Raw genomic sequence first — 24,655 nt, 5'->3', positions numbered from 1 at the left:
GAGATGAACCGGGGATTAAAAAGTCGCCATGTGCAATTAATTGCCTTAGGGGGAACCATCGGAACCGGGCTATTTTTGGGGGCCGGCAAGTCCATTCATCTCGCGGGGCCATCTTTAATTTTGGCCTATCTAATTGCGGGAATCGCATGTTTCTTTTTGATGCGGGCCCTAGGGGAGCTGCTGTTATCTAACACACGGAGTGTTTCCTTTATTGATTTTATTGAAAAATATTTAGGCCCCAAAACAGGATTTGTAGCCGGCTGGACCTATTTAGTCTGTTGGATTACGATTGCGATGGCCGAAGTAACGGCTGCCGGTTTGTACATGCAGTTTTGGTACCCGAAACTTCCAATCTGGGTAACCGGATTGTTCCTACTAGTAATTCTATTCTTGATGAATTCTATTACCGTATCTGCCTTTGGAGAAACCGAATTCTGGTTTGCCATTATTAAGGTAGTCGCCATTTTACTGCTAATTTTAACGGGAGTCGTATTAGTAGCCATTCACTACAAGACTCCGGTTGGTTATGCTTCGGTTTCTAACCTAACGAACGGCAGTTTCTTCCCGCACGGATTAAGTGGTTTCTTTTTATCGTTCCAAATGGTGGTTTTCAGTTTCGTGGGAATTGAAATGATTGGAATGACCGCTTCAGAAACCAAGGACCCACAAAAGATTATTCCTAAATGTATTAATGATGTGCCGATTCGGATCATCCTCTTTTACGTTGGATCATTGTTGGCATTAATGTGTATTTTCCCATGGCAATACATTTCTCCATCATCAAGTCCGTTTGTGCAGGTCTTTCAAGGATTAGGGATTCGTCCAGCCGCTGCCATCATTAACTTCGTAGTGTTAACGGCCGCTGCTTCATCTTGTAACAGTGCTATTTTTACTACAGGACGGATGTTATATTCGCTTACGCAAAAATCAGACAATAAACTCGGAAAGCAATTAGGAAAGTTGTCACATCGTGGTTTACCAACCAATGCTATTTTTTTCTCTACGGTAATGATTGGATTATCGGTTATTCTCGATATTATTGTGCCCAGCGGAGTATTTGAATTCATTTCTAGTGTGGCTACGACTTGTTTCTTATTTATTTGGTCTTTGATTGTAGTAGCTCATTATCGTTACCGGAAGCAACTAAGCCCAGAAGCAACCAGCAAGTTAACTTTTAAAATGCCGTTCTTTCCGTTTGCGGACTTCTTTACCATTTTCTTTATGATTTTTGTGGCAGTTATCTTACTTTTCCAAACTCAAACTCTGATTGCCTTAATTGGTTCCGTCGTTTGGTTAATTGGTTTGTACCTGTTCGAAGCTTATCGGACGAGAGTCGCTTAATTATTTTCCAAAGAACCGCTTTGTCTCGGATGAGGCAGGCGGTTTTTTGTTACAAAAGAGTTAGCTATCAATGGTAGAATGGATTCAGACTGAACTTCAACGATTAGAGGTAAAAACGTGAAAACAAAAGTTGCCATTTTACACACGAACGATTTACACTCGCATTTTGAAAATTTCCCTCAGATTATTCAGTTAATTAAAATGCGAACCCAAGAATTAGAGCGAGCGGGTTACACCGTTTTTCGTGTTGACGATGGGGATGCCATCGACCGGTTTGAACCGCTCACGGATGCAACTGGGGGTCAAGCAAACATTGAATTTTTAAATCAAATTCATTACCATGCGGCCACAATTGGCAATAACGAAGCATTGACCACTTCGCACGAAGAACTTAGTCATTTATATGACCAGGCAAACTTCCCAATTGTATTAGACAATGTGTTAGATGCAACGACCGGCCAGGTTCCGACGTGGACCCAACCATTTGTAGATTACAAGCTGCCGGATCAGACCCGGGTGCGGTTCATGGGGCTAACCTTTCCATATCCTACTTTCCGTTTTATGGATTGGATTGCCCAACCGGTTTTACCCACAATCACCAATTGTTTAAAACGGTGGCAGGGGCAATATGATATTCTAATTTTGTTATCCCATTTGGGCATCAATCAGGATCGGCAGATTGCGGACCAGTTTCCTGAAATTTCCATTTTAGTTGGCGGGCACACGCATCACCTTTTACCACACGGAGAACTGCGTCATCACACTTTGTTGACCGCGGCGGAAAAATGGGGACACTATGTGGGTGAAATTACGTTTACGGTGGAAAACCACCGGATTCAAGATCAAACAGCTCGGGTGATCCCAATTTCACCGTTATCCACTGATTCAGACGAGCAAATGCAAGTTGAACAATGGCGGAAACGAGGTCGTGACCTCTTAGCTAACCAACTGGTGGCGGAATTACCCCACGCTTTTCAAACATCGTTTGTAGACGATAATTCGCTGGTGCAGTTAGGTTTACGAGCGGTAGAAGAAAGTTTAGGAGTTAAGGCAGCCGTCTTGAATACTGGGCTGTTTTTACATGACTTACCAGCTGGCATTGTTAACATGGAACAAATTCAACGGATTTTACCGCATAATATTCACGTCATGAAAACCAAATTATGGGGATATGATCTCTGGCGGTTGATGAAAGAAATGCAAAAGAATCGCAACTTCTTGATTGCCTTTCCCCAAAAGGGAATGGGCTTTCGAGGAAGCCAGTTTGGCCGCTTAGTCGCTGCTGGATTGCATTTTAATGATCAGGGACAGTTGTTGTGGCACGATGAACTGGTGGAACCCCAAAAACGGTATGAGATTGGCTTGTTAGATCACTATCAATTTATTCCCTTTTTCCCGACCATTGATTTAGTGGGTGAGAATACCATTTATTTTGATAAAACTTTAAAAACGGTTTTGGCTGATTATTTGAGTCGCCATTATCCGATTCAAGGAGAGCAACATGGATCATAGTCAGATTGAAGATTTAATTGAGCAACGTAAGGCAGAGAGAACTCCATATGCCGAAATTCAGCGGGTCGACGAGACAACCTTAAACATTAATGGACATATCTATTCGATTGAAATGAACGTGCGGGATGCTTTTGACCTCGGTGAATTTAGCAACCGCTTTAACCCCATTTTTACTCATTACGATTATATTGTGGGGGATTGGGGGTACGGACAGCTGCGATTAACTGGTTTTTACCGGGATGATCGAAACGTCAGTGAAGACTTACGATACCGCACGATTCAGGACTATTTGTTGGAAGTCGCTAATCTGGGGACAAATTATTTCATCATTAAAAATCTGGATCCAGTCGTACGACCTGGGGGTGGAAAAACTAGTTTTCAAGCGAACCAGCGTCCCAAAGATAAACACAATAAAAGAAAGCGACCGAATCGAACGCGGAATCAGTCGCGACCACCTAAATCGTTTCAGACGGGAAAGCACCGGCGGAAGCGGCAATTTACCATTCGACAAAGAAGTGAGGATTAACGATGGCCCAGTATCGAGGTTACCTAATTGATTTAGACGGAACGGTTTACCAAGGAAAAACACAAATTCCCGCAGCTCAGCGGTTTATTGCTCGCCTGCAGGAAAATAAGATTCCTTTTCTGTTTGTAACGAACAACACTACGAAAAAGCCGGCGGAGGTAGTCGCTAACTTGGCACATAATCATGACATTTATGTGCAAGAAGCTAATGTTTATACCGCGGGGATGGCAACGGCTGAATATTTACAGAACGATGCCGAGCAGCGAGGCTTACCACTGACGGCCAATGTAATTGGCGAACCAGATTTAAAGAGTTTAATTAGTCAGGCCGGTTTTGATGTTTTTGCTAATGATCCGGCCTACGTGGTGGCCGCGCTAGATTATGATTTAACCTATGAAAAGGTCGCTCAAGCAGCGCTTGCCATTCAAAAGGGGGCGCGCTTCATTGGGACGAATGCTGATACATTGATTCCAACGGAACGGGGTAAGTTACCGGGCGCTGGTTCGATTATTGAATTATTGCGATATGCCACTCAAGTGGATCCGGTTTTAATTGGCAAGCCCAACGATTTGATTATTAAAAATGCAATTAAATTATTGCAATTGCCTGCAGATCAAGTAGTGATGGTAGGAGACAATTATCAAACAGACATTAAAGCTGGGATGAAAGCGGGAATCGATACTATATTGGTTTACACTGGGGTTTCGAAGCGAGAGCAAGTTCAACAAGAAGAGCACAAACCAACCCACGAAATTGAGAGTTTTGATGATTGGCAAATTTGATGGGCGGTTGCTGCTTTCGTATTGTTTATTACTAGCGTGGCTCCTTGGTTTTGCGATCATCGTGGGAATTAATTCCGGGTGGGTATACCATCTTTGTGTCTTACAACTGAATTTAGACCAGCACTTCCACGTTTCCGTTGTCACGTTACAACGGAATCTGAACCAGATGATTGCATACATCCAATTACCCTGGAAGCAATCGATGCACTTACAGGTCTATCAGTTATCTCCAGCGGCTCAATCCCATTTTCGAGACGTGAAGGGGTTAGTTGAAAAAATTGAATTAGGCTTTATTTTGCTCACTGGATGGCTAGGCTGGGCGATTTTTAAGCAACAACTTAATCAGCAAATTTGGCGGCTAGAAGGGCTTTTGAACATAACCATCGTTGGTTTAATTGTGGTAGCTGGGCTTCTCCTAGTTGATTTTCAAGATTGCTTTATTTATTTTCATCGCCTGGTTTTTCGGAATCAGAATTGGATTTTTAATCCACGGGTAGACCCGATTATTAATGTGTTACCAGACCAATACTTTGCAGCCGTATTTGGATTAATCGCAGTCACATTTTTAGTTGCATTGTTAATATTACGGATTGTTGCCTATCACCAACTAAAAAAGGCAGGTTCTTAGAAAAAGAACCTGCCTTTACTTACTTATTTAGCTGAATAACGTTCCTTTAAAATCCCAACCACAGCTGGGATTAATGATATTCCGATGATGGAAATAACTACTAAAGAGAAGTGTTCTTGGACGAAGGGGATGTTTCCAAAGAAGTAGCCGCCCCCGCAACAGAGGATGACCCAGGCTAAACAAGCCGCCAAGTTGTACTTAATAAATTTTTGGTAACTGTAGTCACTGCTAGCAGCAACGAAGGGGGCAAAGGTTCTAACGATGGGAATAAAACGGGCAATGAAGATTGCAACCGCCCCGTATTTATCAAAGAAGGAACGAGCGCGTTGTAAATCTTTTTCCTTAATGAATCGACCGAAAAAGCGGTTTTTTGTGATTCCCATGCCCACCTTACGACCAATCATAAAGTTTAGTGAATCACCTAAAATAGAAGCTATTAGGAAGGAGAATACAAAAATCCAAATGTTTAAACCATATTGGGGGTTAGCAGCAAGGGCTGCCGCCGCAAACAAGAGTGAATCACCTGGCAAGAAGGGAAGAATCACCGCTCCGGTTTCCACAAAGATGATGAGGAATAAAATTAGATAGGTCCAATTACCAAAGACGTTCACTAAATAAATCAGATGTTTATCGATATGTAAAAAAAAGTCGATTAAAAAATGCATGCTTAAACTCCATTTCTAAAAAGTTGTCTTACTTTATTCTAGCAAATAAATTAGATGAAAAAATCGAATTAAGGATATTTTAATATAAAAAAAGTGTTGACTGCTACGTGCATTCTTGATAAGATAATTTATGTTGTTGAGAGCTAGTTTTTTGATTGCTTTGAACAAAGAATTGATTGACAACTAAGACAAATTTATGATATTATATTATAGTTGTCTTGTAATCCTAAGATAATTATTCCGACATAGCTCAGTTGGTAGAGCACCTGACTGTTAATCAGGTTGTCGACGGTTCGAGCCCGCCTGTCGGAGTATTATGGAGAGTTGTCCGAGAGGCCGAAGGAGCATCATTGGAAATGATGTAAACGGGTAAAAGCCTGTTTCGAGGGTTCGAATCCCTCACTCTCCGTATTCATTAATGACCCGCTGGTCAAGTGGTTAAGACACTGCCCTTTCACGGCAGTAACATGGGTTCGAATCCCGTGCGGGTCACTCATTTTGGAAGATTAGCTCAGTTGGGAGAGCGTCTGCCTTACAAGCAGAGGGTCACAGGTTCGAGCCCTGTATCTTCCACTTCTGGTTCGTTGGTCCAGTCCGGTTTAAGACGCCTGCCTGTCACGCAGGAGATCACGAGTTCGAGTCTCGTACGAACCGTTGTTGCAGCAATGCAACATTAATTGAATAGCGTTATTAACATGTCATAAATGGTTTGGCTCGGTAGCTCAGTTGGTAGAGCAACGGATTGAAGCTCCGTGTGTCGGCAGTTCGATTCTGTCCCGCGCCATTTATGGAGGGGTAGCGAAGTCTGGCTAAACGCGGCGGACTGTAAATCCGCTCCTTCGGGTTCGGTGGTTCGAATCCACTCCCCTCCACCATATAGGGATATAGTACAACGGTAGTATGTCGGTCTCCAAAACCGCTGATGCGGGTTCGATTCCTGCTATCCCTGTTTATGATGTTATGGCGGTAGTGGTGAAGTGGTTAACACATCGGTTTGTGGTACCGACACGCGTGGGTTCGATTCCCACCTACCGCCCTTTTGATTGTCTTGCATCTGCAAGAAGAGGGCATTTAAACTTAAATGTTTTTCTGGCGGTATAGCCAAGTGGTAAGGCAGAGGTCTGCAAAACCTTCATCGTCGGTTCAAATCCGACTACCGCCTTTGGCTCAATCAATCTTTTGCCGAGATGGCGGAATTGGCAGACGCGCTGGACTCAAAATCCAGTGATCATTGCGATCGTGCGGGTTCGACCCCCGCTCTCGGCATTAAGTTAAATCGGCAACTTCTTTAATTTTAATGAAGTTGCCGATTTTTTTGTTAATCATGGTCTAATGATCTTTGTAAAGAAGAGATAAAAATTGAGCGACTAATTTCCCATTCTAAGTGGAGAAATGGTTGCTTAATTATTGAAACAAACAATCACAAATAGACGTTTTATAAATTTACGATTGGAAGTACTCATCTAAATGGATTAGTTTATTTTCTGTTGAATTTGGGATTGCCATACGTATAGGACCATCTAGTAATCCCCAGTAATGCAACCACTCCTAAAACGATTGATCCAATTAAAAGGGGAGTATCTCCATGGTATTTTGGCTTATTCATAAATATCACCTAATTAAATTTAAAAGTTTTTGATTGAAAGATTAATTACTTGCTTGATCTAACTTATCACTGTCATCATTAGTCCGAATTCCGTTCAATATTACCTCGATGAAGCCGATGAACAAGCCAGCAGGAGGGAAGAAAAAAACCACGACGATTAGAACAACTAAGATTACTGGGAACCACACGCTTCCGATGAAACGATAAATAAACATGCTTCTAACTTTAGCAGCTGAGCCACCCGTCTTTTCCAATTCGTCGGCAATTGACTTACTTAGGAAAAGATAGGCATAGCTCCAAAACGCAAAGACTAATAGATAAAAAATTTCCGGATCCGGATCATTAATGTAACGACCAACCCAGGCTGTTGAAACGGGAATCAATGACATGGAAAACAACCAGAGGTTATTGAGCCAATAAATTTTTTTCGAAATATGGGTGGCCAACATAAACATGTAGTGCTGGTTATACCAAGCTACGGCAATGAAGAGGGCGCTTACAATGTAAGCAAAGAAGTACGGCGCCTCTTCAAACAGCGCCACAAAATGGGGATTTTCTGGCGCTTTTAACTCTAAAATCATAATGGTAACGATGATGGCAATGATGGCATCGGTAAAGGCCTCTAAACGTGATTTGTTCATAAACTGCTCCTTTTTATTTAAACATTAATTTTTAAGAATGAATTATGGCAAAGAATGCTAGCTTGCAATTCTAACGTTAGTTATTCACTCTTATTCAAATTAATTATAAGCCTAAATGCTGCTTCATTAATTGATTATTTTTAATTTACAGTTATTTGAAGGTAAACAAAAAGTCTCACTTAATTAAGTAAGACTAAATGATTTGGATGAATTGATAACCGAGATAGCAGGCTAGTAAACCACCGCCGTAACTAACCAGTAGGTAGGTACACAAACGAAGATACTGCTGCTGAAAGAAGAAGGAAGCTAGTTCGCCGTTAAAGGTGGAGTAGGTGGTAAATCCACCAATAAATCCAATTAATAAGGAAGCAATAAGACTGGAAGAATTGACACCAAGGAGTAAACCTGCAATCAAACAGCCGAGCAAATTGACCAATAAAGTGGCCCATAGTCCCCGTCGTTTGGTCTTCATAATATTAGTGATGGTCGAACGACCGACGGCACCAATGCCGCTACCTAAGACCAGCGTTAAAAACATGTTAGATGGCCTCGCTTTCTCGTAAGGAGTTAGAATATTGATCCCCTAAAATGGCACAGATTACGCCACCGATGATGGTAATCAAAAGATAGATTGCTAAGCTAGCATAATGTTGACTAAGCAGGAGATGACCGGCATCAAGTGTGATTCCAGAAAAAGTGGTAAAGGATCCAATGCCACCGACACCAACAGCTTTACGAACCGCAGGACGAAAATGGAATTTAAATCCCCAGTAATTATTCCATAGCGGCAGCAGAAAAGCCCCACTTAGGTTAATCAATAAAGTAACGTAAGGGAAAGCAAGATCCGGGAGTGCGTCAGTTAAGCCAATCCGAAAGCCACCACCGACAATTCCGCCGATGAAAACTAAGATGGTTTCCATTGGTTAATTCTTCCTTTCTGATTTAGACTTAGTAGTTAAAGACCAGTGTGTTAAACTGGCTAATGCTACTACTTGTAAACAAATTCCCAGCCCACCGACTATTAAAGATTCAACGAGGAGGGGGGTATTCTTGTATTTGATTGATTTCATGGCATACTCCTTTGCTTAATAATGCTATTATTTATTCTAACTAAAAAGGAATCGATGTAAAATCCATCGATTCCATATATAGTGCCCTGGGTGAGATTCGAACTCACACTTGATTAAATCAAACAGCGACCTGAACGCTGCGCGTCTGCCAGTTCCGCCACCAGGGCATAAATTGATTGTACCACAGAAAAAATTGAAAATAAACAGTAAATTGACTTCTTTTTTTTCGGAATGTGTAGTAACATAAAAGGAAATTATCACAAGTTGTTAACAGCAATGGGAGTGATGAAGTTCGACTTCACAAATTGGGTTTTAATCTGGGTTAACTTAAGGAGTAATGACAAATTTAGAAAGAAAAGGGATTACAATGTCAGCAAACAGTGCGAAAAAAGCGACCAAAAACGTTTATCTATCGAATGAAGATTTGGAAGATATAAAGAGCCAGTTGTGTTTTGCGATTTATAGTACCAATAAAAAATTCAATCATTTTTATCAGGAAGTTTTGAAGAGCTTTGATCTTACATATCCACAGTACTTAGTGATGATTGTGCTCTGGGAATATTCTCCGATTACGGTTCATCAATTAGGTCAAAGCATTGACCTTGATAGCGGAACTTTGACCCCCTTACTGAAACGGCTTGGGAAAAAGGGGTGGATTACCAAGACACGCTCCACTGAAGACGAACGGGTGGTAAATGTTTCGTTGACGCCTTATGCAGAAGAAATGAAAGATAGAATTCGTGATCACGTGGCCCAAGCATTTGAAGTCCTTGGATTAGACAAGGATGACGTTCAAGAATCAATGGAAGGTCTTTATAGTATCTCGAAAAAATTAGATAATTTAGATCTGAAGCAGTTTAACTAGAAGTGACCCCAATAAAATTAAAACCCTGGGAAAGTAGTCGATTTGGCTACTTTCCTTTTTTGTATCTTGGTGCTTTTTTTGCTAGAATTAAAAAGGTTTGGTAGCAAAATACCGATGATGAATTTTAAATTATTTTTAATGAAACTACAAATCCAACTAAAATGAGGTAACGAAGAGATGTTGAGCGTTGCAGAAATTATAAAGTTATTACAAGAACATCATTTATTAAAATCAACGAATGCTACTGATCAGCAAATTATATTTCAGGACGTTAGCTATGATTCTCGTGCGGTTACAAAGGGGACACTCTTTTTTTGTAAGGGTAATTTTCAGCCGGCTTATCTAACTGAAGCTCAACAACAGGGCGCCACAGGTTTTGTAGCAGAAGAACATCAACCAACGGAGAAAAATTTAGTTGAATTTGTAGTTAGCAACGTACAAAAAGCGATGGCTTTGTTATCGGCCGCTTTCTTTGATTTTCCTCAAAATGAATTAATGATATTCGCAATTACTGGAACCAAAGGGAAAACAACCACGGCTTATTTCTTACGCGAAGCTATTAATGCAGCTACTGAAAATCGGACGGCTTTATTTTCAACCGTTAACACCATTCTAGGATCGGAGCCGAATGATACGTTTAAGTCGGCGTTAACTACCCCAGAATCGTTAGATTTGTTTAAAAACATGCGGACGGCCGTTGACCAGGGAATGAAATTTTTGGTAATGGAAGTGTCCTCGCAGGCTTACTTGAAAAATCGGGTATTTAATTTGCACTTTGATGTAGGTAGCTTTTTAAATATTTCACCGGATCACGTGGGGGAAAATGAACATCCTACCTTTGCGAACTACTTGCACTGCAAGGAACAGTTACTGGTAAATTCCAAACAAGTGGTGATTAACGCTGCCACTGACCAGCTACAAGACGTTTATTTTGCGGCTAAAACCACTACTGATCCAGAAAACATTTACCTATATGCCCGCAATGGGACCGAAACGTCACTACCCGTTCAATTGGACTTTACCTTTGATAGCGAAGCCGATACGCTAACGGATAATGAGATTTACCTTCGGGCCTTAACGCCTAAGGCACAGGCGCTAAAATTGGACGGTAAATATCGAATTGGGATTCCTGGTGATTACAATGAAACCAATGCGGTGGATGCAATCATTAACGCCGGTTTGGCTGGCTTTCAGCGGGAACAACTTTTAACCGGATTAGCGGAAACCCAGATTCCGGGTCGGATGGAACGCTACGTGAGTCGCGGTCACGGGACGGTTTACGTTGATTATGCGCATAATTACGCTAGTACAAAGGCCTTGCTCCAATTTTTAAAGACGCAGTCGCCAAAAGGAAAAACGATTGCCGTGGTTGGCAGTCCTGGTAATAAAGGGATTGACCGGCGGGAAGGATTTGGTAAAGCCCTGAGTGAAGAAGCCGATGTGGCAATTTTAACTACCGATGACCCGGCCTTTGAAGATCCGGTAGCGATTGCGAAAGCCATTGATCGTCATATTGATCACAAGCGGGTGCAGGTCCATTACGAAATGGATCGGGAAAAAGCGATTCAAAAAGCAATCCAAATGGGTACGCCTAGTGATATAATCGTGGTTCTAGGGAAAGGACAAGATCCTTATCAAAAGATTCAAGGAGTCGATACTCCTTATCCCACTGATTCAGTGGTCGTCAGCAACTTTTTAGACCAGCTGCAGTAATTAAACTGAACGGATTTGATCCCGGCTAAATCTAAGTAAAGAAGGCAGAAAATGAAAAATGCAGTTCCAAACTTTACTCCGATCCTATTAGGGAGTGATTTTAACGTTTATGGAATGGCGCGTTCTTTTTATGAACTAAATGGAAAACCGGTTCGCGCCATTGCCCAAAAAAGATTAGCACCGACGCGCTATTCTAAAATTGTGGATTTAACCTTTATTCCCGGTTTTAGTGAGGACCCGGCTTGGATTAATGCCATGCGGAAGTTAAAGCAGGAGTATGCTAATCATCCAGAACCTGTCCTCTTAATCGGTTGTAGCGATGGGTATGCGGAGTTAATTGCTAAGCATAAGGACGAATTAGAGGATGTATTTGTGTGTCCATATGTCGATTATCAATTGTTGAAGCAGTTAAACGATAAGGAAAATTTCTATCAGCTCTGTGAAAAGTACGACTTACCGTATCCTGGCACTAAAATTATTTCGCGCGCGGACTACCAACAAAATCGGATTGATCAACCATTTGGGTACCCAGTGGCGGTCAAACCTGCTAACAGTGTCGAATGGGTTGACATTCAGTTTGAAGGACGGAAAAAGGCCTTTATCATTCATGATGAGGCCGAATACCGGTCGGTAATTGGGAAAATTTTTGACAATGGTTACAAATCCGATGTGATTGTGCAGGATTTTATTCCAGGAGACGACAGTCGCATGCGAGTGGTCAATGCCTATGTTGACCAATATCATCACGTCAAAATGATGAACCTCGGCCATCCGTTACTGGAAGATCCAGCCCCTGGCGCAATTGGTAATTACGTTGCCATTTTGCCGGAATATAACGAGGCCATTTATCAACAACTCAAGCAATTTTTGGAGCAGCTTAACTACGTGGGCTATGCTGATTTTGACTTAAAATGGGACGAACGGGACCAAACATATAAGGTGTTTGAAATTAATCTGCGCCAGGGTCGGAGTAGTTTTTACGTGACTCTGAACGGCTGTAACTTAGCGCAATATCTAGTAGCAGATTATGTTGCGGACAGTTTGAAAGATCGACCCATCGTGTTAGGAAATCAAGACCCCAAGAACTGGAAGCTCTGGTTAGGAGTTTCCAAACGAACGTTTGAAGAGTACGCTCTTAATAACCACGAAAAAGATTTAGCGGTCGAATTAATCCAGCAGGGCCAATACGGAAATACGTTCTGGTACAATAAGGACGAGAACCCGATGCGTTGGTTGCTCTGGAAATGGATGGATCATAAGTACGCGCAAAATTTTGCGAAGTACTTCCATTTAGAAAAAGGATGAGGAAAGATGAAAGACTTTTTTACGATTTTAGGTGGGATGGGTACGGAAGCAACGGAAGCCTACATTCATTTATTGAATGAACGGACGCCAGCGCATCGCGATCAAGATTATTTGAATTACATCTTGGTGAACCATGCGACGGTTCCCGACCGAACTGATTACATTGTTGATCCCAAACATCAGCCTAATCCATTGATTCCCCTAGCAGAAGACGTGCAGCAACAAAGTCAGTTAGGCCCCCAATTTTTTGCATTACCGTGTAACACAGCACATTATTTTTATAATCAATTGCAAGATTTAACGGAGATTCCAATCTTACACATGCCTAATTTGGCGATTGCAGCTGTAGCGCGAAAATTTCCCAACGCAAAACGTGTGGGACTGATTGCTACCGATGGAACGCTCAAAGATCGGGTTTATGAAGTTCCAATTCAAGCTGCCGGTTATCAGTTTGTGATGCCTACACCTGAAATTGCCCAGGAAACTATGACGCTGATTTATGATGACGTTAAGGCACAAAATTGGGTGGATGCTGACTTGTACCATCACATTTTGCAACAAATGGTAGAGGACTTGAATTGTGATGTCGTCATTTTAGGTTGTACCGAAATTTCAGTGGCCGAAGAACGAGCGGGTCATGCTGATTTTCCGGTAATTGATGCCCAAGGGGAACTAGTCGACGAATCGATTAGGTTAGCCCTAGACGCTCGCCAACAAAATAATTAATTAAAAAAACTGCAATCGAATCGATTGCAGTTTTTTTAGAGTAAACCCAGGGCTAATCCCATTGCGACAATGATACTGATGATAGTCGTAATGGCAATGGCTCTGGTAAGCAAACCTAGGAATTTACGTTGAAAGGTGATGTCGATCAGCGAGGCGGCGACCACACTGGCGACAAAATTGGCGCCAGCTAACCACGGTTGTTGGTTAAAGTGGTGTAACACTAAGACCACCTCAAGAATTAAAATAATGATGTATAAACCACGACTAATGATAAGCGCCTTGACCACTTGTTTATCCTGATGGAGGAAAATTCCCCAGCAGGTTGAAGCTAGCAAGAGCAGCCAGGCGCACAGAATTACGGGAACTAACATTGCATTAACCTCCAAATTATCTTAATTCTATCACACTCAAAGATTGGGAATGACATGGAACTAAAGACGTGTTATAATCTTATTTGTATCGCGGGTGTAGTTTAGTGGTAAAATTCAAGCTTCCCAAGCTTGCGTCGCGGGTTCGATTCCCGTCACCCGCTTTATAATTCCACTGATAAAAGAGTAGTAACTTTAAAACTTATTGAGCGATCCTAGGATGGTGTAAGCTAGGTTAGGTTGAGATGATGAAGGCGTGCTTTTTAGGGATTAAATGAATAATTGAGTGGGTTATAACCAAATAGAGTGGTACCGCGGGCTTCTCGTCTCTTACATTATCGATTTAATGTAGGAGTTTTTTTATTTTAAGGAGTGAAAAGAAAATGGATTACAAACAACTAGTAGCTGATGTTGTGGCTGATGCAGTTGACAACCAAGTTAGTTCCAGTGATATTTATGCAAAAATTGAAACGCCGAAAACGGCGCAAAATGGGGATTTAGCCTTTCCTGCTTTTATGTTGGCAAAGGCCATGCACCAAAATCCAAAGATAATTGCAGAACAAATTGCCAGTGAGATTAATACGGATGCCTTTGCGCAAGTTAAAGCAGTCGGCCCTTACGTGAACTTTTTCTTAAATCAGGGACAAGTTAGTTCACAGGTGCTAGAAACCGTTTTAACGGAGAAGGATCATTACGGAGACAACCACGATGGTGATAACGGCGTGGTTACGATTGACATGTCATCTCCAAATATTGCTAAACCCATGTCCATGGGTCACTTGCGATCCACGGTGATTGGGAATTCAATTGCCAAAATTTTAACTAAAAATGGTTACCGTCCCATTAAAGACAACCACTTAGGTGATTGGGGAACCCAATTTGGAAAGTTAATTACGGCGTACCTGAAGTGGGGAAATGAAGAAGACGTTAAACGTGATCCCATCCACTACTTGGTGAAATACTACGTTGAATTTCACCAGCGTGATGAGCAAGACCCTGCTTTAGATGAAGAAGCGCGAGAATGGTTCAAAAAGTTAGAAGATGGGGATCCAGAAGCCGTTAAGTTGTGGAAGTGGTTCCGCGACGTTTCCTTAAAGGCCTTTAACCAAACTTACAAAAAGCTGGGCGTTGATTTTGACACCTACAACGGAGAATCGTTCTACAACGATAAGCTGCAAGACGTGGTTGATACTCTGAAAAAGGATGGCTTACTCGAAAAATCACAAGGAGCTTCAGTGGTTGATCTTAGTGATCAGGACTTAAATCCAGCCTTGATTTTGAAAACGGATGGGGCCTCTTTGTACGTTACCCGGGACATTGCAACGGCCATTTATCGGGATGAAACTTACCACCCGGTGATGAACCTGTACGTTGTGGGTTCAGAACAAACCTACTACTTTAAACAATTAAAAGCCGTTTTACAGAAGATGGGTCTACAATCTGCAGCTGGATTGCATCACGTTCCGTTTGGATTGATTACCGTGAACGGAAAGAAGTTGTCCACGCGACACGGAAACATCGTGTTGTTAAACGAAGTTTTGGATGAATCCGTTAAAATGGCCGCCCAACAAATTAAGGAAAAGAATCCCACTTTACCTAATCAGCAACAGGTTGCTGAAGAAGTGGGGGTGGGCGCTGTAATTTTTGGTGACCTGAAGAATTCTCGGATTGATAGTATCGACTTTAACCTCCAGGATCAACTTAAGTTTGAGGGAGAAACTGGTCCTTACGTTCAATACGCTCATGCTCGGGCAGAAAGTGTTCTGGCTAAGGCTGGCAAACGGGATTATCAAGCCGGTAATCATCAATTAACCGGTGACGAAGCTTGGGAAATCGTGAAATTATTACAATCATTTCCAGCCGTGGTTAAAAAAGCCAACGCTGAATTTGAACCATCTGTGATTGCTAAATATTCCTTACGGTTAGCGAAGGCATTCAATAAGTACTACGCTCATACGAAAATTTTGACGGATGATGAACAACTTGATGCCCGTTTAGCACTGGTTAAGAGTGTTTCCATCATTCTAAAAGAATCGCTACGGTTATTAGGGGTTCAAGCTCCTGATGAGATGTAAGTTGATCACTTTTAAAGCAAGGATCACGGAAGTGGTCCTTGCTTTTTTGGTTAAGAATCCGTAAATTGGAGGCAAAGTTCATCTGAGAAATATGTTTTTGGGGCTGAGATAGGTTACAATTATTGGTAAGCTCAAAGAGGAGAATGATTAATGATGCAAACGAAGCAAACCACTTGGTGGAAACGATTCTTACGCGCCAGTTGGAATCAATTAAAACGATTAAATCACCGTTTTTTATTGACACACTGGTTAATTATCATCGTTTTGCTAATTACGTTAGTCTCAGTAACGTATCTAACGGTGGTGGCCAAAACCGCTCACGTCCGTGATCTTGAATCAAACCTCTCCCGGTCCACGGTGATTTATGATCAAAATGGAACGCAGGCTGGCAAGCTGTATGCCCAAAAGGGGACCTACGTAAAAGCAGATAAAATTTCCCCAGACATTGCGAATGCCATTATTTCCACGGAAGACCGTAATTTTTATCATGAGCATGGTTTTTCGGTAAAAGGATACGGACGCGCATTGTTATTAGTAATTACCAATAAATTAACCGGCAAGAACCAGATTAGTGGGGGTGGAAGTACGATCTCCCAGCAACTAGCGAAAAATACTTTCCTTTCCCAACAGCAAACTCTATCACGAAAATTCAAAGAACTGTTTATTTCCATTGAAATTGAAAACATCTATTCGAAGCAGCAAATTCTAACGATGTATATGAATAATGCTTACTTTGGTAACGGAGTCTACGGGGTGCAGGATGCTTCCCGAAAATACTTTGGGATGGATGCTGATGAGTTACCGGTGCAGGATGCCGCGGTGCTCGCGGGAATGTTACAAAATCCTAGTAATAATCCAATTGATCACCCGGAAGCCGCTAAAGAACGTCGTAACGTCGTTTTACAGTTGATGGCCGATAACAAAAAGATTCCGCAAAGTAAGGTTAAATACTATCAATCGCTCCCGTTAGGAACGAAGGATACCTTTACGGTGGGTAATAACTACAAATACCCGTACTATTTTGATGCAGTAATTAATGAAGCCATTAATAAATACGGCTTATCCGAAAAGGCTATTATGAATAATGGCTACAAAATTTACACTAATTTGAACCAACAACAACAGCAAAGTTTCCAAACAGACTTTAAAAATCCAAATCTTTTTCCCCAAAATGCTGCGGATGGAACGAAGGTGCAAGCCGCCTCAGTTGCCTTGGATCCAAAGAGCGGGGGAGTACAGGCCGTTGTCGGTGGCCGAAATAAGGATGTTTTTCGAGGCTTTAACCGGGCGACTGACATTAAACGGCAACCTGGATCCACGATGAAACCCCTTGCTGTTTACGCTCCCGCACTAGAAAACGGATTTAAGTATGATTCGGAATTAGTTAATAAAAAGTTATCATACGGGAAAAATCACTATACGCCGAAAAATATCAATGACGTTTACACCGGCAAGGTTCCCATGTATCAAGCCCTCGCACAAAGTCTAAATGCGCCCGCTGTGTGGACATTGGATCAAATTGGGGTAAACAAGGGTTATGAAGCCGTGCAGAAGTTTAATTTGCCGGTTACCAAAAAGGATGATAACCTGGCCTTAGCCTTAGGGGGTCTTTCCACGGGAGTTTCACCACAGCAGTTAGCAGGTGCCTATACGGCATTTGCTAATCAAGGAAAACTAACGAAGCCGTTTTACATTACGAAAATTGTTGATTCAACCGGAAAAACGATTGTGCAAAACGAGGGAGCCACTCCGAGTCAAGTAATGTCTAAAGACACTGCTCGCCAGATGACCAGCATGATGCTGGGGGTCTTTGACTACGGGACGGGAACCACGGCTAAACCAGTTGGTTATCAAGTAGCCGGGAAAACTGGGAGTACCGAGGCTGATAGTAGTACCGATGCGGATGCGACGCGAGATAAGTGGATCGTGGGGTATACGCCTGACGTGGTGGTTGCTACTTGGGAAGGTTTTGATAGCACAAACGCTGAACACCACTTGGAAAATTTGAGTGGAACGGGAGTTAACTCGTTATTTAAACACCAGATGGAACAAATCTTACCTGACACCGCCCAGACACAATTTAAGGTACAAGATTCTGCTACAATGGTAGCTGCCAAGCGGAGCCGAACGAACAAAATTACCGCTACTAATAGTAGCGAATGGATGCAAAAGGCAGAGGAATTGAACCAAAAATTATTGAATAGGGGAAGTAACTTGACCGATAAAGCGATTGAAAAGGCACGGAGTTTGTTAGGTTTTTAACAGCCAGTATGTTAGAATTGAAGTGACTTAAATGAAGAGGAGAATGATAATGTCAGATAATAAGATTATGGAACAAGCGCAAAAAATGCAGGAAGCAGTGGTTAAATCAGAAGAATTTACCAACTTAAAGAATGCTTTTGAAGCTTTAAAGAACGAAAAAGAATCATACAAAGTTTTCACTGACTTTCAAAAGAACCAAAGTGACTTACGGCAAAAACAAATGGCTGGTCAAGAAATTACTCCAGATGACATGAAGTATGCTCGTGAACTTGCCGACAAAATGAATGATCTTCCAGCCATTAAAGTGTTAATGGAACGGGAAAAGGCCATGGGTAAATTAATTGATGATGCTAATATGGTAATCACTGAACCATTGCGTCAACTTTACGAAGGCTAATTCAAAGAGAAGTGCTGGAAACGGTGCTTCTTTTTTTGTGGCAAAAGGAGAAAGTAATGAAGTTTATTCATACTGCTGATTTACATTTAGATACGCCGTTTACCGGAATTAGGGATGACGAAGCAGCACCTACTGCTCTGTGGAAGATGTTGCACGATGCGCCCTATGTTTCTTTTGAACGAATTGTAACGGATGCAATTCAAGCATCCGTTGACTTTGTATTAATCGTAGGAGATGTGTTTGATAGTAAAAATCCGAGTGCGGCGGCGCATAATTTTCTGTTGGAACAACTACAGCGGTTAAATGAGCAACAGATTCCGGTTTTTCTGTCGTTTGGGAATCATGACTTCCAACCGAATGGGAAAGCACAGTTACACTTTCCGGAAAACGTGCAGGTTTTTGGGCCCCAAGTGGAAACAAAACACTTAACTTTGAAAGACGGAACTACCGTTGCCATTAATGGTTTTAGTTATGACCAGCAAGCTATTGCTGCCGACATGGTTCGTGACTATCCGACCGGAAGTCAAGCCGATTTTACAATCGGAATGTTGCACGGAGCGGTTAAGTCTGGAACCGACTCACGGTACGCACCCTTTACCGTACCAGAATTAGAGGAAAAAGGTTATGACTACTGGGCTCTAGGTCACATTCATAAGCGACAGCAATTAGATGCAAATCCGCCGATTAACTATCCGGGTGATATTCAGGGACGGCACAAGAATGAGCCGGGTGAAAAGGGATACCTGCTGGTTACCACCAATGCAGACGAACATGCGCTTACTACCGAATTTATTGCGACCGCACCCGTAGTTTATGCACCTTTAGAAATCACAGTTACACAAGCTATGAATGTAACCGAAGTAGTTGAACAACTGGTTTCGACCATTCAACAGTCAGATTTTTCAAAATTACATCTGTTAAATGTCATTTTGAATGCCACTACAGCTGGAGTTAATGCTGTCGTGGCGATTAATGCCCAAAATGGAATTTTGCTGGGGCAACTACAACAAGTACTACGTTCGCAGTACGACCAATTAAACGCGTGGGTTTACGAATTAACGGTCAATGAAACCGAGTCCCTACAGTTTGCTGATTTAGATGAGGCTTTTTGGCAGCATACGCAAGCGGAGGTTTTTAACGAAAGCCATGTTAATGAGTTGGCGAAAAAACTATTTCAACATGATTTTATTTATCAAGCTCTCGGGAATCCAAGCGAACTGACTGAATTACGCCGCCACAGTGAAACGTTCCTGCAAGGAAAAACGAATCAGGAGGATTTTACAGATGAAGATTGACACAATTGATGTTTACAACTATGGAAAATTGCACCATCTGCACCTCCAGTTTACTGATTTGCAGGTTATTTACGGTAATAATGAAGCAGGGAAAACGACTCTGATTAATTTCATTTTAGATATTTTGTTTGGCTTCAAAAACCGGCAGGCCAACCACCCATATGCTCCTAAGGATAAAAGTCAAATGGGGGGCAAGTTGACGGTCTCCACCAGTTCAGAACGATTAGTGATTGAACGAGTGGAAGGAAAAAAAGGGGGCGATTTGTCCTTATTTGATGCTCAGGGTAATTCGGTTGCAAACGAACGCCTACAACAGTTGCTAGGACCAATTAACCGTGATGTATATAACAAATTGTTTTATTTTGATGCTAGTGCTGTCGAAACTATCCAAAAATTAACTACGACGGAATTAGAAGAACGAATTCGTCGGATTGGGGTTGTCGGCATTAATCAATGGTTGGGATTAGAAAAGGAGATTAAGTCAGAAACAGATGATCTATACAAACTGCGTGGGAAAAAGCCGGAACTCAATCAAAAATTGAAGGAATATGATGAATTAAGCCAGGAGATTCAACGGGCGCAAATGCAGTATACAGAGTACCTAGAATTAACGCAGCAAATTGTTCAGGGACAAACCGAAGTAAAAAAATTACAGCAACAAGAAGCAACTACGCAAAAGGAATTACAAAAAACTTACAAGGACCAGCAGGATTGGTCCGAATATCAAGAACTGCAACAACTAGATCAGCAGGATTTAACTCCCAAGCCCGGTTATACGCAGGCGGATTTAGATCAATTGCAACGCTTGCAAACGGAAATTGATTTTTTGAAGCAAAACGTAGCAAAAGGGCGCGAGCAGGTGCAAAAAGCACAACAACGTACGGTTCCGAATCACTATCAATTTTACTTACAGCATCAACATCAAATTGATAATTTAAGCGATCAACTAGCGCAAGCTCAGGATCAGTGGCAACAGCAGCGAAATCTGCAGGGGCAACTGGATTCAGAAACCAGTCGTTTACATGATGATGAGCTAGAAACGGGAGGAGCGACAGCCCAGCCATTTACTGACGCCGATTATCAACGGGTGGAACAACTCCTCCAGCAGCAAACTATGCTCCAAAACGCTGAACAGGTGCCTACCAGACAAGCAAACGCAACTCCGTCACATTTACCAATCATTCTAATGATTTTAGGAGCCGGGTTGCTCTGTTTAGGAGTTGTCTTGGGTAAAAGTCTGTTAATTGTTCTCGGATTGGTCGGGCTCTTATTGTTGGGTTATGGAGGATATCTGCAATGGCAAGCAGGATCGCAATCCAGTGCTACTCATCAAGATGAGAAAAATGCAGGGCAACTTCAACGGATTGCAGACCAATTACAGCAGCTTGGGGAACAGTATCATATCTCTGGCGTGAACCAATCGTTGTGGTTGACTACTCTACAAACAAGTATCAAAAAAAGAGAGCAACAAAAAGCACGCGTGTTGAAGTTGCAGCAACAAGCTAATCAATTAGCTCGACAGTTGACGGACTACCTCCAGCAGTGGCAGTTTTGCGAAACATTTTTGCACCTGCAAGAACAACCAGTTGCTCAACAATTAAGCACCATTCAAAAGTGGCTGGCAGGACTTAAGGATGAGCGGCAACGACAAGATCAGTTAGATCAACGATTGCGTGAAGATGAACAGCAACTAACCCAACTAGAGCAGAAACTGCAACAACGAGAGCAACAACTGCACGCTGAACTAACCCAAAGAAAGGTTGCTAACTTAAAAGAATTTAACGCCCAACTGGAACAGGAACAACAGCATCGGCAGCTGAACCAGCAGAAACAACGGTTGCAGCAGAAGTTTACACCCGCGTTAGTTAGTCGGTTGCAGCAATTTAGCACCAAGGCAGAACTAGAAGGACAAGTTCAACGTTTAGAAAATCAGTTGCAACAGATTCAGACGCAGCTTAGTAAAGTGGTGCAAACAACTACCGTCCAAAAGACACAATTACAGCAAATTAGTCGGGATGGCACGCTTGCCAAGTTAAGACAACAGCAGGCAAATTTGGAAGCTGAAATTATTGATTTATCGAAACAATGGCTCGTGTTACAACTTTCCTTTGATTGGATTGAAAGGGTACTAAATGAAGCTAGTCATGGTCGTTTCCCAAAGGTGCAGGAATTAGCACAACGCTACTTTGCCATCTTAACCGATCAACATTATCAACAAATTCGCTATCAGCAAAAGTTAGAAGTCGTTACCAAAGATGGTCAGCGGTTCAAGGTGGCCGAATTATCACGCGGGACGATGCAACAGCTTTACCTAGCTCTAGTTTTTGCCTTAACGGTTTCGTTTAGCGATGAATTTCCATTTCCAATCATAATTGATGATGGGTTTGCTGATTTCGATGAGATACGAACGCAGCGAGCGTTAGAACTACTAGAAACGCTCTCGCAAACTACCCAAATTATTTATTTCACTGCCAACCAAAGCCCAATTAAGGAAGCGGCGGTCAAGCATCGAATTGAACTTTGAGCAACTAAAAAAACTCAGACAAATGTCTGAGTTTTTTTAATCTAGTTATTTTTTGGAAGTGTCAATGTAACCAGATAAGATATTCTTCATGCTGGAGTCTTCGATTTGAACGTGACCGTCCTTCAGTACTTCAGAAACAACCTTGTGAACCGTCTTTTGGTCACTCAAGCGTTCGTTAGCTAATTGTTCCTTAACTTCGCTCTTGTGTTCCTTTAAGGTTCCCTTCTTAGGGTGTTTAACCATCTGAATCACAACGTAACCGCTCTGGGTCTTAATTGGTTCCTTGGAGTAATCACCGTTGTTAAGTTTGTAAGCTGCTTTTTTGACGGAGTTATCAACACCAGAAGTGGAATTGTCGAAGCTAACTTCTTGACCACCGTTTTTCTTGGTAGTGTCGTCAGCACCGTACTGTTTAGCGACATCTTTCCAACTAGTTCCGTTGTTTAAGTCAGAAATGGCTTTTTGAGCAGTGTCTTTATCGCTTACGGCTAATTCCTTAACCGTAACCTTAGGTTGGTACTTCTTAAATTGTTTTTCTAATTGCTTGTTTGAGAAATCTGTTTTATCCATGACAGCTTCCTTTAATAAGAGGTTGTTACGAATAGATTCCTTCAGTTGACTTTCGGTCATTCCTTGTTGTTGTAAGATAGTGTTAAATTGAGGTCCGTATTGTTTTTTGTATTGATCAAATTGTTTGTCAACATCGGATTGTTTAACTTTACTACCGTATTCGTGTTCCAAACATTTGTTTAGAATCATTTGTTGTAATTGGGCTTTCCCTTGTTGGGTCGACTTCATTTTGTCGTAAAATTGTTCTTGGGTAATCTTACCCCCGTCGGTAGTAGCAACGGTTTTACCTTGACCACAGGCAGCTAGGGATAGACTAAGCAATAATCCCGCGGCACCAATAGCCCATTTTTTCTTATTCATAATAATATATCCACATCCATTTCTTTAAAAATTATAGAATTGGCAAAGCAACTCTTTTAACAATATAACATACTTGTTATTATCTGCCATTTGTTCCAGTAAACTTAAAAATAATTTAAACTAAGCCTTTAATTGCTCTCGAATTGCCGTTTGCAAGGTTTCGTATTTGGCCTGGGTGTATTCTTTAGTATGATCACCAAAGTGAATGAAGAAATCGTCATCTATGGTATAACGCGGAATTAAATGAAAATGAGCGTGAAAGACCGATTGATAGGCGATTTTTCCGTTATCATTGACAATGTTCATTCCGGTAATTTTAGGGTTAGACGCCTTAATTGCCCGGGCAATTTGTGGAATTCGCGCAAACACTTGACCAGCTTGGTCTGCATCAAAGGCAAAAATATCTTGAATGTGATGTTTCGGAATTACCAATGTATGACCCGGGGTTGCCTGCGAAATATCTAAAAAGGCGAGGACTTGGTCATCTTCGTAAACCGGATAACTGGGAATCTCCCCTTGAATGATTTTGCAAAAAACGCATTGGTCGTCAAATTTTGGCATTTTAATCACTCCTTTGATTCCACATTATACACTAGATCGACCGAAAGTTTTTATTACCTTATGGTATAATCATTCATAAAACAACGAATGAGAGAGTGAATTTAATGACTTTAAAAGTTAATCAATTAACGGGAGGATATTCCAGTATTCCGGTTTTAAAGGCGGAAACTTTTGACGTTCAAGATGGAGAATTGGTTTCGTTAATCGGACTAAATGGAGCGGGGAAATCAACCACGATTAACCATATCATTGGATTAATGACTCCATTTTCTGGAACGATTACTTTGAATGGACTCCAAATTCAAGATGACGTTCAGCGTTACAAACAACAAATTGCCTATGTGCCTGAAATGCCGGTATTGTATCCGGAATTAACCTTACGAGAGCACGTTGAGACGACAATTATGGCCTATAATTTAGATCAATCAGTAGCTTGGGAACGGGCTGAGCGGTTGTTGAAACTCTTTCGTCTTGAAAATAAGCTAGATTGGTTTCCAGCTAATTTTTCGAAGGGAATGCGCCAAAAGGTGATGATTGTCTGTGCTTTCATCACCAATGCCCAACTATTAGTTATTGATGAACCCTTTTTAGGGTTAGATCCACTGGCTGTTGACGACTTACTGAACCTAATTGATCAAAAGAAGGAAGAAGGAGTTAGCGTCTTGATGTCGACCCATGTTTTGGATACGGCCGAGAAACACTGTGATCGCTTTGTCCTCATTAATGATGGTCAGGTAAGCTATGAGGGGACGATGCCCCAAATTAAGGAACGCTATCATGAACTAGGCGATTCATTAACCGATATTTATTTGGCACTAGCGCGCCAGCAAGACCGGTCAAAATCGAATGTAAAGGGTGATTAA

The 24,655-nt window shown here is 41.7% G+C and carries 22 protein-coding genes and 13 tRNA genes; 27 read left to right on the top strand and 8 right to left on the bottom strand.

What is annotated here, in order from left to right; translation table 11 throughout:
* The first annotated feature begins 3 nt into the window (after positions 1 to 3).
* The 5 genes from M3M38_RS01560 (at position 4) to M3M38_RS01540 (ending at position 4,789) form a co-directional block, all read left to right on the top strand.
* Positions 4 to 1,341, top strand: coding sequence for an amino acid permease (locus tag M3M38_RS01560; RefSeq protein WP_252814850.1), 1,338 nt, complete (start codon positions 4 to 6; stop codon positions 1,339 to 1,341).
* A 117-nt stretch (positions 1,342 to 1,458) separates the two neighbouring features.
* On the top strand, positions 1,459 to 2,853 hold the full coding sequence (locus tag M3M38_RS01555) for a bifunctional metallophosphatase/5'-nucleotidase (RefSeq protein WP_252814488.1): 1,395 nt from the start codon (positions 1,459 to 1,461) through the stop codon (positions 2,851 to 2,853).
* Positions 2,843 to 3,379 carry a YutD family protein gene (locus M3M38_RS01550; RefSeq protein ID WP_252814487.1) on the top strand — a complete coding sequence of 179 codons (537 nt, stop codon included), beginning with the start codon at positions 2,843 to 2,845 and terminating at the stop codon, positions 3,377 to 3,379. The genes M3M38_RS01555 and M3M38_RS01550 overlap by 11 nt, the downstream gene beginning before the upstream one ends.
* Before the next feature lie 2 nt (positions 3,380 to 3,381).
* Positions 3,382 to 4,161, top strand: coding sequence for a TIGR01457 family HAD-type hydrolase (locus M3M38_RS01545; protein WP_252814485.1), 780 nt, complete (start codon positions 3,382 to 3,384; stop codon positions 4,159 to 4,161).
* Positions 4,145 to 4,789, top strand: a complete 645-nt coding sequence (locus tag M3M38_RS01540; protein ID WP_252814483.1) for a TIGR01906 family membrane protein — start codon at positions 4,145 to 4,147, stop codon at positions 4,787 to 4,789. Before M3M38_RS01545 ends, M3M38_RS01540 begins: the two co-directional genes overlap by 17 nt.
* A gap of 23 nt (positions 4,790 to 4,812) precedes the next feature.
* On the opposite strand, the gene M3M38_RS01535 is transcribed toward M3M38_RS01540, so the two are convergent.
* Positions 4,813 to 5,454 (bottom strand): VTT domain-containing protein, encoded by a 642-nt coding sequence (locus M3M38_RS01535; protein WP_252814481.1) that lies wholly within the window; start codon positions 5,452 to 5,454, stop codon positions 4,813 to 4,815.
* A 239-nt stretch (positions 5,455 to 5,693) separates the two neighbouring features.
* Here M3M38_RS01535 and M3M38_RS01530 point away from each other — a divergent pair.
* The 11 genes from M3M38_RS01530 (at position 5,694) to M3M38_RS01480 (ending at position 6,720) form a co-directional block, all read left to right on the top strand.
* A tRNA-Asn gene (locus tag M3M38_RS01530) sits at positions 5,694 to 5,766 on the top strand.
* Positions 5,767 to 5,772: 6 nt separating this feature from the next.
* A tRNA-Ser gene (locus tag M3M38_RS01525) sits at positions 5,773 to 5,863 on the top strand.
* A gap of 11 nt (positions 5,864 to 5,874) precedes the next feature.
* Positions 5,875 to 5,946, top strand: a tRNA-Glu gene (locus tag M3M38_RS01520).
* An 8-nt stretch (positions 5,947 to 5,954) separates the two neighbouring features.
* Positions 5,955 to 6,027: transfer RNA gene (locus M3M38_RS01515), tRNA-Val, on the top strand.
* 5 nt (positions 6,028 to 6,032) lie between these two features.
* Positions 6,033 to 6,108, top strand: a tRNA-Asp gene (locus tag M3M38_RS01510).
* Positions 6,109 to 6,165: 57 nt separating this feature from the next.
* Positions 6,166 to 6,238, top strand: a tRNA-Phe gene (locus M3M38_RS01505).
* A 5-nt stretch (positions 6,239 to 6,243) separates the two neighbouring features.
* A tRNA-Tyr gene (locus tag M3M38_RS01500) sits at positions 6,244 to 6,329 on the top strand.
* 3 nt (positions 6,330 to 6,332) lie between these two features.
* Positions 6,333 to 6,403: transfer RNA gene (locus tag M3M38_RS01495), tRNA-Trp, on the top strand.
* Between the two features lie 14 nt (positions 6,404 to 6,417).
* A tRNA-His gene (locus tag M3M38_RS01490) sits at positions 6,418 to 6,490 on the top strand.
* Positions 6,491 to 6,545: 55 nt separating this feature from the next.
* Positions 6,546 to 6,616 (top strand) — tRNA-Cys (locus tag M3M38_RS01485).
* Positions 6,617 to 6,635: 19 nt separating this feature from the next.
* Positions 6,636 to 6,720 (top strand) — tRNA-Leu (locus M3M38_RS01480).
* A gap of 381 nt (positions 6,721 to 7,101) precedes the next feature.
* Here M3M38_RS01480 and M3M38_RS01475 read toward each other — a convergent pair.
* The 4 genes from M3M38_RS01475 to M3M38_RS01460 form a co-directional block, all read right to left on the bottom strand.
* Positions 7,102 to 7,701 carry a TMEM175 family protein gene (locus tag M3M38_RS01475; protein ID WP_252814479.1) on the bottom strand — a complete coding sequence of 200 codons (600 nt, stop codon included), beginning with the start codon at positions 7,699 to 7,701 and terminating at the stop codon, positions 7,102 to 7,104.
* Between the two features lie 193 nt (positions 7,702 to 7,894).
* The gene (locus M3M38_RS01470; RefSeq protein WP_252814478.1) at positions 7,895 to 8,239 is read right to left on the bottom strand and encodes a fluoride efflux transporter FluC; all 345 of its coding nucleotides are present in this window, start codon (positions 8,237 to 8,239) and stop codon (positions 7,895 to 7,897) included.
* Between the two features lies 1 nt (position 8,240).
* Positions 8,241 to 8,621, bottom strand: a complete 381-nt coding sequence (locus tag M3M38_RS01465; RefSeq protein ID WP_252814477.1) for a fluoride efflux transporter FluC — start codon at positions 8,619 to 8,621, stop codon at positions 8,241 to 8,243.
* A 232-nt stretch (positions 8,622 to 8,853) separates the two neighbouring features.
* Positions 8,854 to 8,938, bottom strand: a tRNA-Leu gene (locus M3M38_RS01460).
* A 170-nt stretch (positions 8,939 to 9,108) separates the two neighbouring features.
* Between M3M38_RS01460 and M3M38_RS01455 the strand changes: the two genes are divergently transcribed.
* From M3M38_RS01455 to M3M38_RS01440, 4 genes are all read left to right on the top strand, one after another.
* Positions 9,109 to 9,636, top strand: coding sequence for a MarR family winged helix-turn-helix transcriptional regulator (locus M3M38_RS01455; RefSeq protein ID WP_252814476.1), 528 nt, complete (start codon positions 9,109 to 9,111; stop codon positions 9,634 to 9,636).
* A 177-nt stretch (positions 9,637 to 9,813) separates the two neighbouring features.
* Entirely contained in the window at positions 9,814 to 11,349 is a 1,536-nt protein-coding gene (locus tag M3M38_RS01450) for a UDP-N-acetylmuramoyl-L-alanyl-D-glutamate--2,6-diaminopimelate ligase (RefSeq protein ID WP_252814475.1), read from the top strand.
* 51 nt (positions 11,350 to 11,400) lie between these two features.
* Positions 11,401 to 12,654, top strand: coding sequence for a carboxylate--amine ligase (locus M3M38_RS01445; RefSeq protein ID WP_252814473.1), 1,254 nt, complete (start codon positions 11,401 to 11,403; stop codon positions 12,652 to 12,654).
* Positions 12,655 to 12,660: 6 nt separating this feature from the next.
* Entirely contained in the window at positions 12,661 to 13,380 is a 720-nt protein-coding gene (locus M3M38_RS01440) for an aspartate/glutamate racemase family protein (protein WP_252814471.1), read from the top strand.
* A gap of 35 nt (positions 13,381 to 13,415) precedes the next feature.
* Here the strand turns inward: M3M38_RS01440 and M3M38_RS01435 are convergent, their stop codons facing one another.
* Positions 13,416 to 13,751, bottom strand: coding sequence for a DUF1516 family protein (locus M3M38_RS01435; protein WP_252814469.1), 336 nt, complete (start codon positions 13,749 to 13,751; stop codon positions 13,416 to 13,418).
* 90 nt (positions 13,752 to 13,841) lie between these two features.
* On the opposite strand from M3M38_RS01435, the gene M3M38_RS01430 reads away from it, so the two are divergent.
* The 6 genes from M3M38_RS01430 to M3M38_RS01405 all read left to right on the top strand — a co-directional run bounded on the left by M3M38_RS01430 (position 13,842) and on the right by M3M38_RS01405 (position 22,301).
* Positions 13,842 to 13,912 (top strand) — tRNA-Gly (locus M3M38_RS01430).
* A 219-nt stretch (positions 13,913 to 14,131) separates the two neighbouring features.
* Complete coding sequence (gene argS / locus M3M38_RS01425) at positions 14,132 to 15,823, top strand: arginine--tRNA ligase (RefSeq protein WP_252814468.1); 1,692 nt, start codon at positions 14,132 to 14,134, stop codon at positions 15,821 to 15,823.
* 153 nt (positions 15,824 to 15,976) lie between these two features.
* Positions 15,977 to 18,085, top strand: coding sequence for a transglycosylase domain-containing protein (locus tag M3M38_RS01420; RefSeq protein ID WP_420842666.1), 2,109 nt, complete (start codon positions 15,977 to 15,979; stop codon positions 18,083 to 18,085).
* Positions 18,086 to 18,134: 49 nt separating this feature from the next.
* A complete protein-coding gene (locus M3M38_RS01415) occupies positions 18,135 to 18,482 on the top strand; it encodes a YlbF family regulator (protein ID WP_252767309.1) in 348 nt (115 codons plus the stop codon).
* 56 nt (positions 18,483 to 18,538) lie between these two features.
* Positions 18,539 to 19,777, top strand: a complete 1,239-nt coding sequence (locus M3M38_RS01410; RefSeq protein ID WP_252814465.1) for a metallophosphoesterase family protein — start codon at positions 18,539 to 18,541, stop codon at positions 19,775 to 19,777.
* Positions 19,767 to 22,301 (top strand): ATP-binding protein, encoded by a 2,535-nt coding sequence (locus tag M3M38_RS01405; protein WP_252814463.1) that lies wholly within the window; start codon positions 19,767 to 19,769, stop codon positions 22,299 to 22,301. The genes M3M38_RS01410 and M3M38_RS01405 overlap by 11 nt, the downstream gene beginning before the upstream one ends.
* Before the next feature lie 45 nt (positions 22,302 to 22,346).
* On the opposite strand, the gene M3M38_RS01400 is transcribed toward M3M38_RS01405, so the two are convergent.
* Positions 22,347 to 23,231, bottom strand: a complete 885-nt coding sequence (locus M3M38_RS01400; protein WP_252767306.1) for a peptidylprolyl isomerase — start codon at positions 23,229 to 23,231, stop codon at positions 22,347 to 22,349.
* A 120-nt stretch (positions 23,232 to 23,351) separates the two neighbouring features.
* Positions 23,352 to 23,792: an HIT family protein gene (locus M3M38_RS01395; protein WP_252814462.1), complete on the bottom strand. Its 441-nt coding sequence runs from the start codon at positions 23,790 to 23,792 to the stop codon at positions 23,352 to 23,354.
* Between the two features lie 104 nt (positions 23,793 to 23,896).
* Here M3M38_RS01395 and M3M38_RS01390 point away from each other — a divergent pair, with 104 nt between their 5' ends.
* The gene (locus tag M3M38_RS01390; RefSeq protein ID WP_252814461.1) at positions 23,897 to 24,655 is read left to right on the top strand and encodes an ABC transporter ATP-binding protein; all 759 of its coding nucleotides are present in this window, start codon (positions 23,897 to 23,899) and stop codon (positions 24,653 to 24,655) included.

It is taken from the genome of Fructilactobacillus cliffordii (assembly GCF_024029355.1).
Classification (GTDB): domain Bacteria; phylum Bacillota; class Bacilli; order Lactobacillales; family Lactobacillaceae; genus Fructilactobacillus; species Fructilactobacillus cliffordii.
The sequence above is the reverse complement of the archived record's forward strand: the minus strand, read 5'-3'. Positions and strand labels throughout refer to the sequence as shown.

Coding starts and splice junctions, on each gene's coding strand:
- M3M38_RS01560 (WP_252814850.1), top strand. CDS start 4: ATGAACCGGGGATTAAAAAGTCGCCATGTGCAATTAATTGCCTTAGGG.
- M3M38_RS01550 (WP_252814487.1), top strand. CDS start 2,843: ATGGATCATAGTCAGATTGAAGATTTAATTGAGCAACGTAAGGCAGAG.
- M3M38_RS01545 (WP_252814485.1), top strand. CDS start 3,382: ATGGCCCAGTATCGAGGTTACCTAATTGATTTAGACGGAACGGTTTAC.
- M3M38_RS01540 (WP_252814483.1), top strand. CDS start 4,145: ATGATTGGCAAATTTGATGGGCGGTTGCTGCTTTCGTATTGTTTATTA.
- M3M38_RS01535 (WP_252814481.1), bottom strand. CDS start 5,454: ATGCATTTTTTAATCGACTTTTTTTTACATATCGATAAACATCTGATT.
- M3M38_RS01475 (WP_252814479.1), bottom strand. CDS start 7,701: ATGAACAAATCACGTTTAGAGGCCTTTACCGATGCCATCATTGCCATC.
- M3M38_RS01470 (WP_252814478.1), bottom strand. CDS start 8,239: ATGTTTTTAACGCTGGTCTTAGGTAGCGGCATTGGTGCCGTCGGTCGT.
- M3M38_RS01465 (WP_252814477.1), bottom strand. CDS start 8,621: ATGGAAACCATCTTAGTTTTCATCGGCGGAATTGTCGGTGGTGGCTTT.
- M3M38_RS01455 (WP_252814476.1), top strand. CDS start 9,109: ATGACAAATTTAGAAAGAAAAGGGATTACAATGTCAGCAAACAGTGCG.
- M3M38_RS01450 (WP_252814475.1), top strand. CDS start 9,814: ATGTTGAGCGTTGCAGAAATTATAAAGTTATTACAAGAACATCATTTA.
- M3M38_RS01445 (WP_252814473.1), top strand. CDS start 11,401: ATGAAAAATGCAGTTCCAAACTTTACTCCGATCCTATTAGGGAGTGAT.
- M3M38_RS01440 (WP_252814471.1), top strand. CDS start 12,661: ATGAAAGACTTTTTTACGATTTTAGGTGGGATGGGTACGGAAGCAACG.
- M3M38_RS01435 (WP_252814469.1), bottom strand. CDS start 13,751: ATGTTAGTTCCCGTAATTCTGTGCGCCTGGCTGCTCTTGCTAGCTTCA.
- argS (WP_252814468.1), top strand. CDS start 14,132: ATGGATTACAAACAACTAGTAGCTGATGTTGTGGCTGATGCAGTTGAC.
- M3M38_RS01420 (WP_420842666.1), top strand. CDS start 15,977: ATGCAAACGAAGCAAACCACTTGGTGGAAACGATTCTTACGCGCCAGT.
- M3M38_RS01415 (WP_252767309.1), top strand. CDS start 18,135: ATGTCAGATAATAAGATTATGGAACAAGCGCAAAAAATGCAGGAAGCA.
- M3M38_RS01410 (WP_252814465.1), top strand. CDS start 18,539: ATGAAGTTTATTCATACTGCTGATTTACATTTAGATACGCCGTTTACC.
- M3M38_RS01405 (WP_252814463.1), top strand. CDS start 19,767: ATGAAGATTGACACAATTGATGTTTACAACTATGGAAAATTGCACCAT.
- M3M38_RS01400 (WP_252767306.1), bottom strand. CDS start 23,231: ATGAATAAGAAAAAATGGGCTATTGGTGCCGCGGGATTATTGCTTAGT.
- M3M38_RS01395 (WP_252814462.1), bottom strand. CDS start 23,792: ATGCCAAAATTTGACGACCAATGCGTTTTTTGCAAAATCATTCAAGGG.
- M3M38_RS01390 (WP_252814461.1), top strand. CDS start 23,897: ATGACTTTAAAAGTTAATCAATTAACGGGAGGATATTCCAGTATTCCG.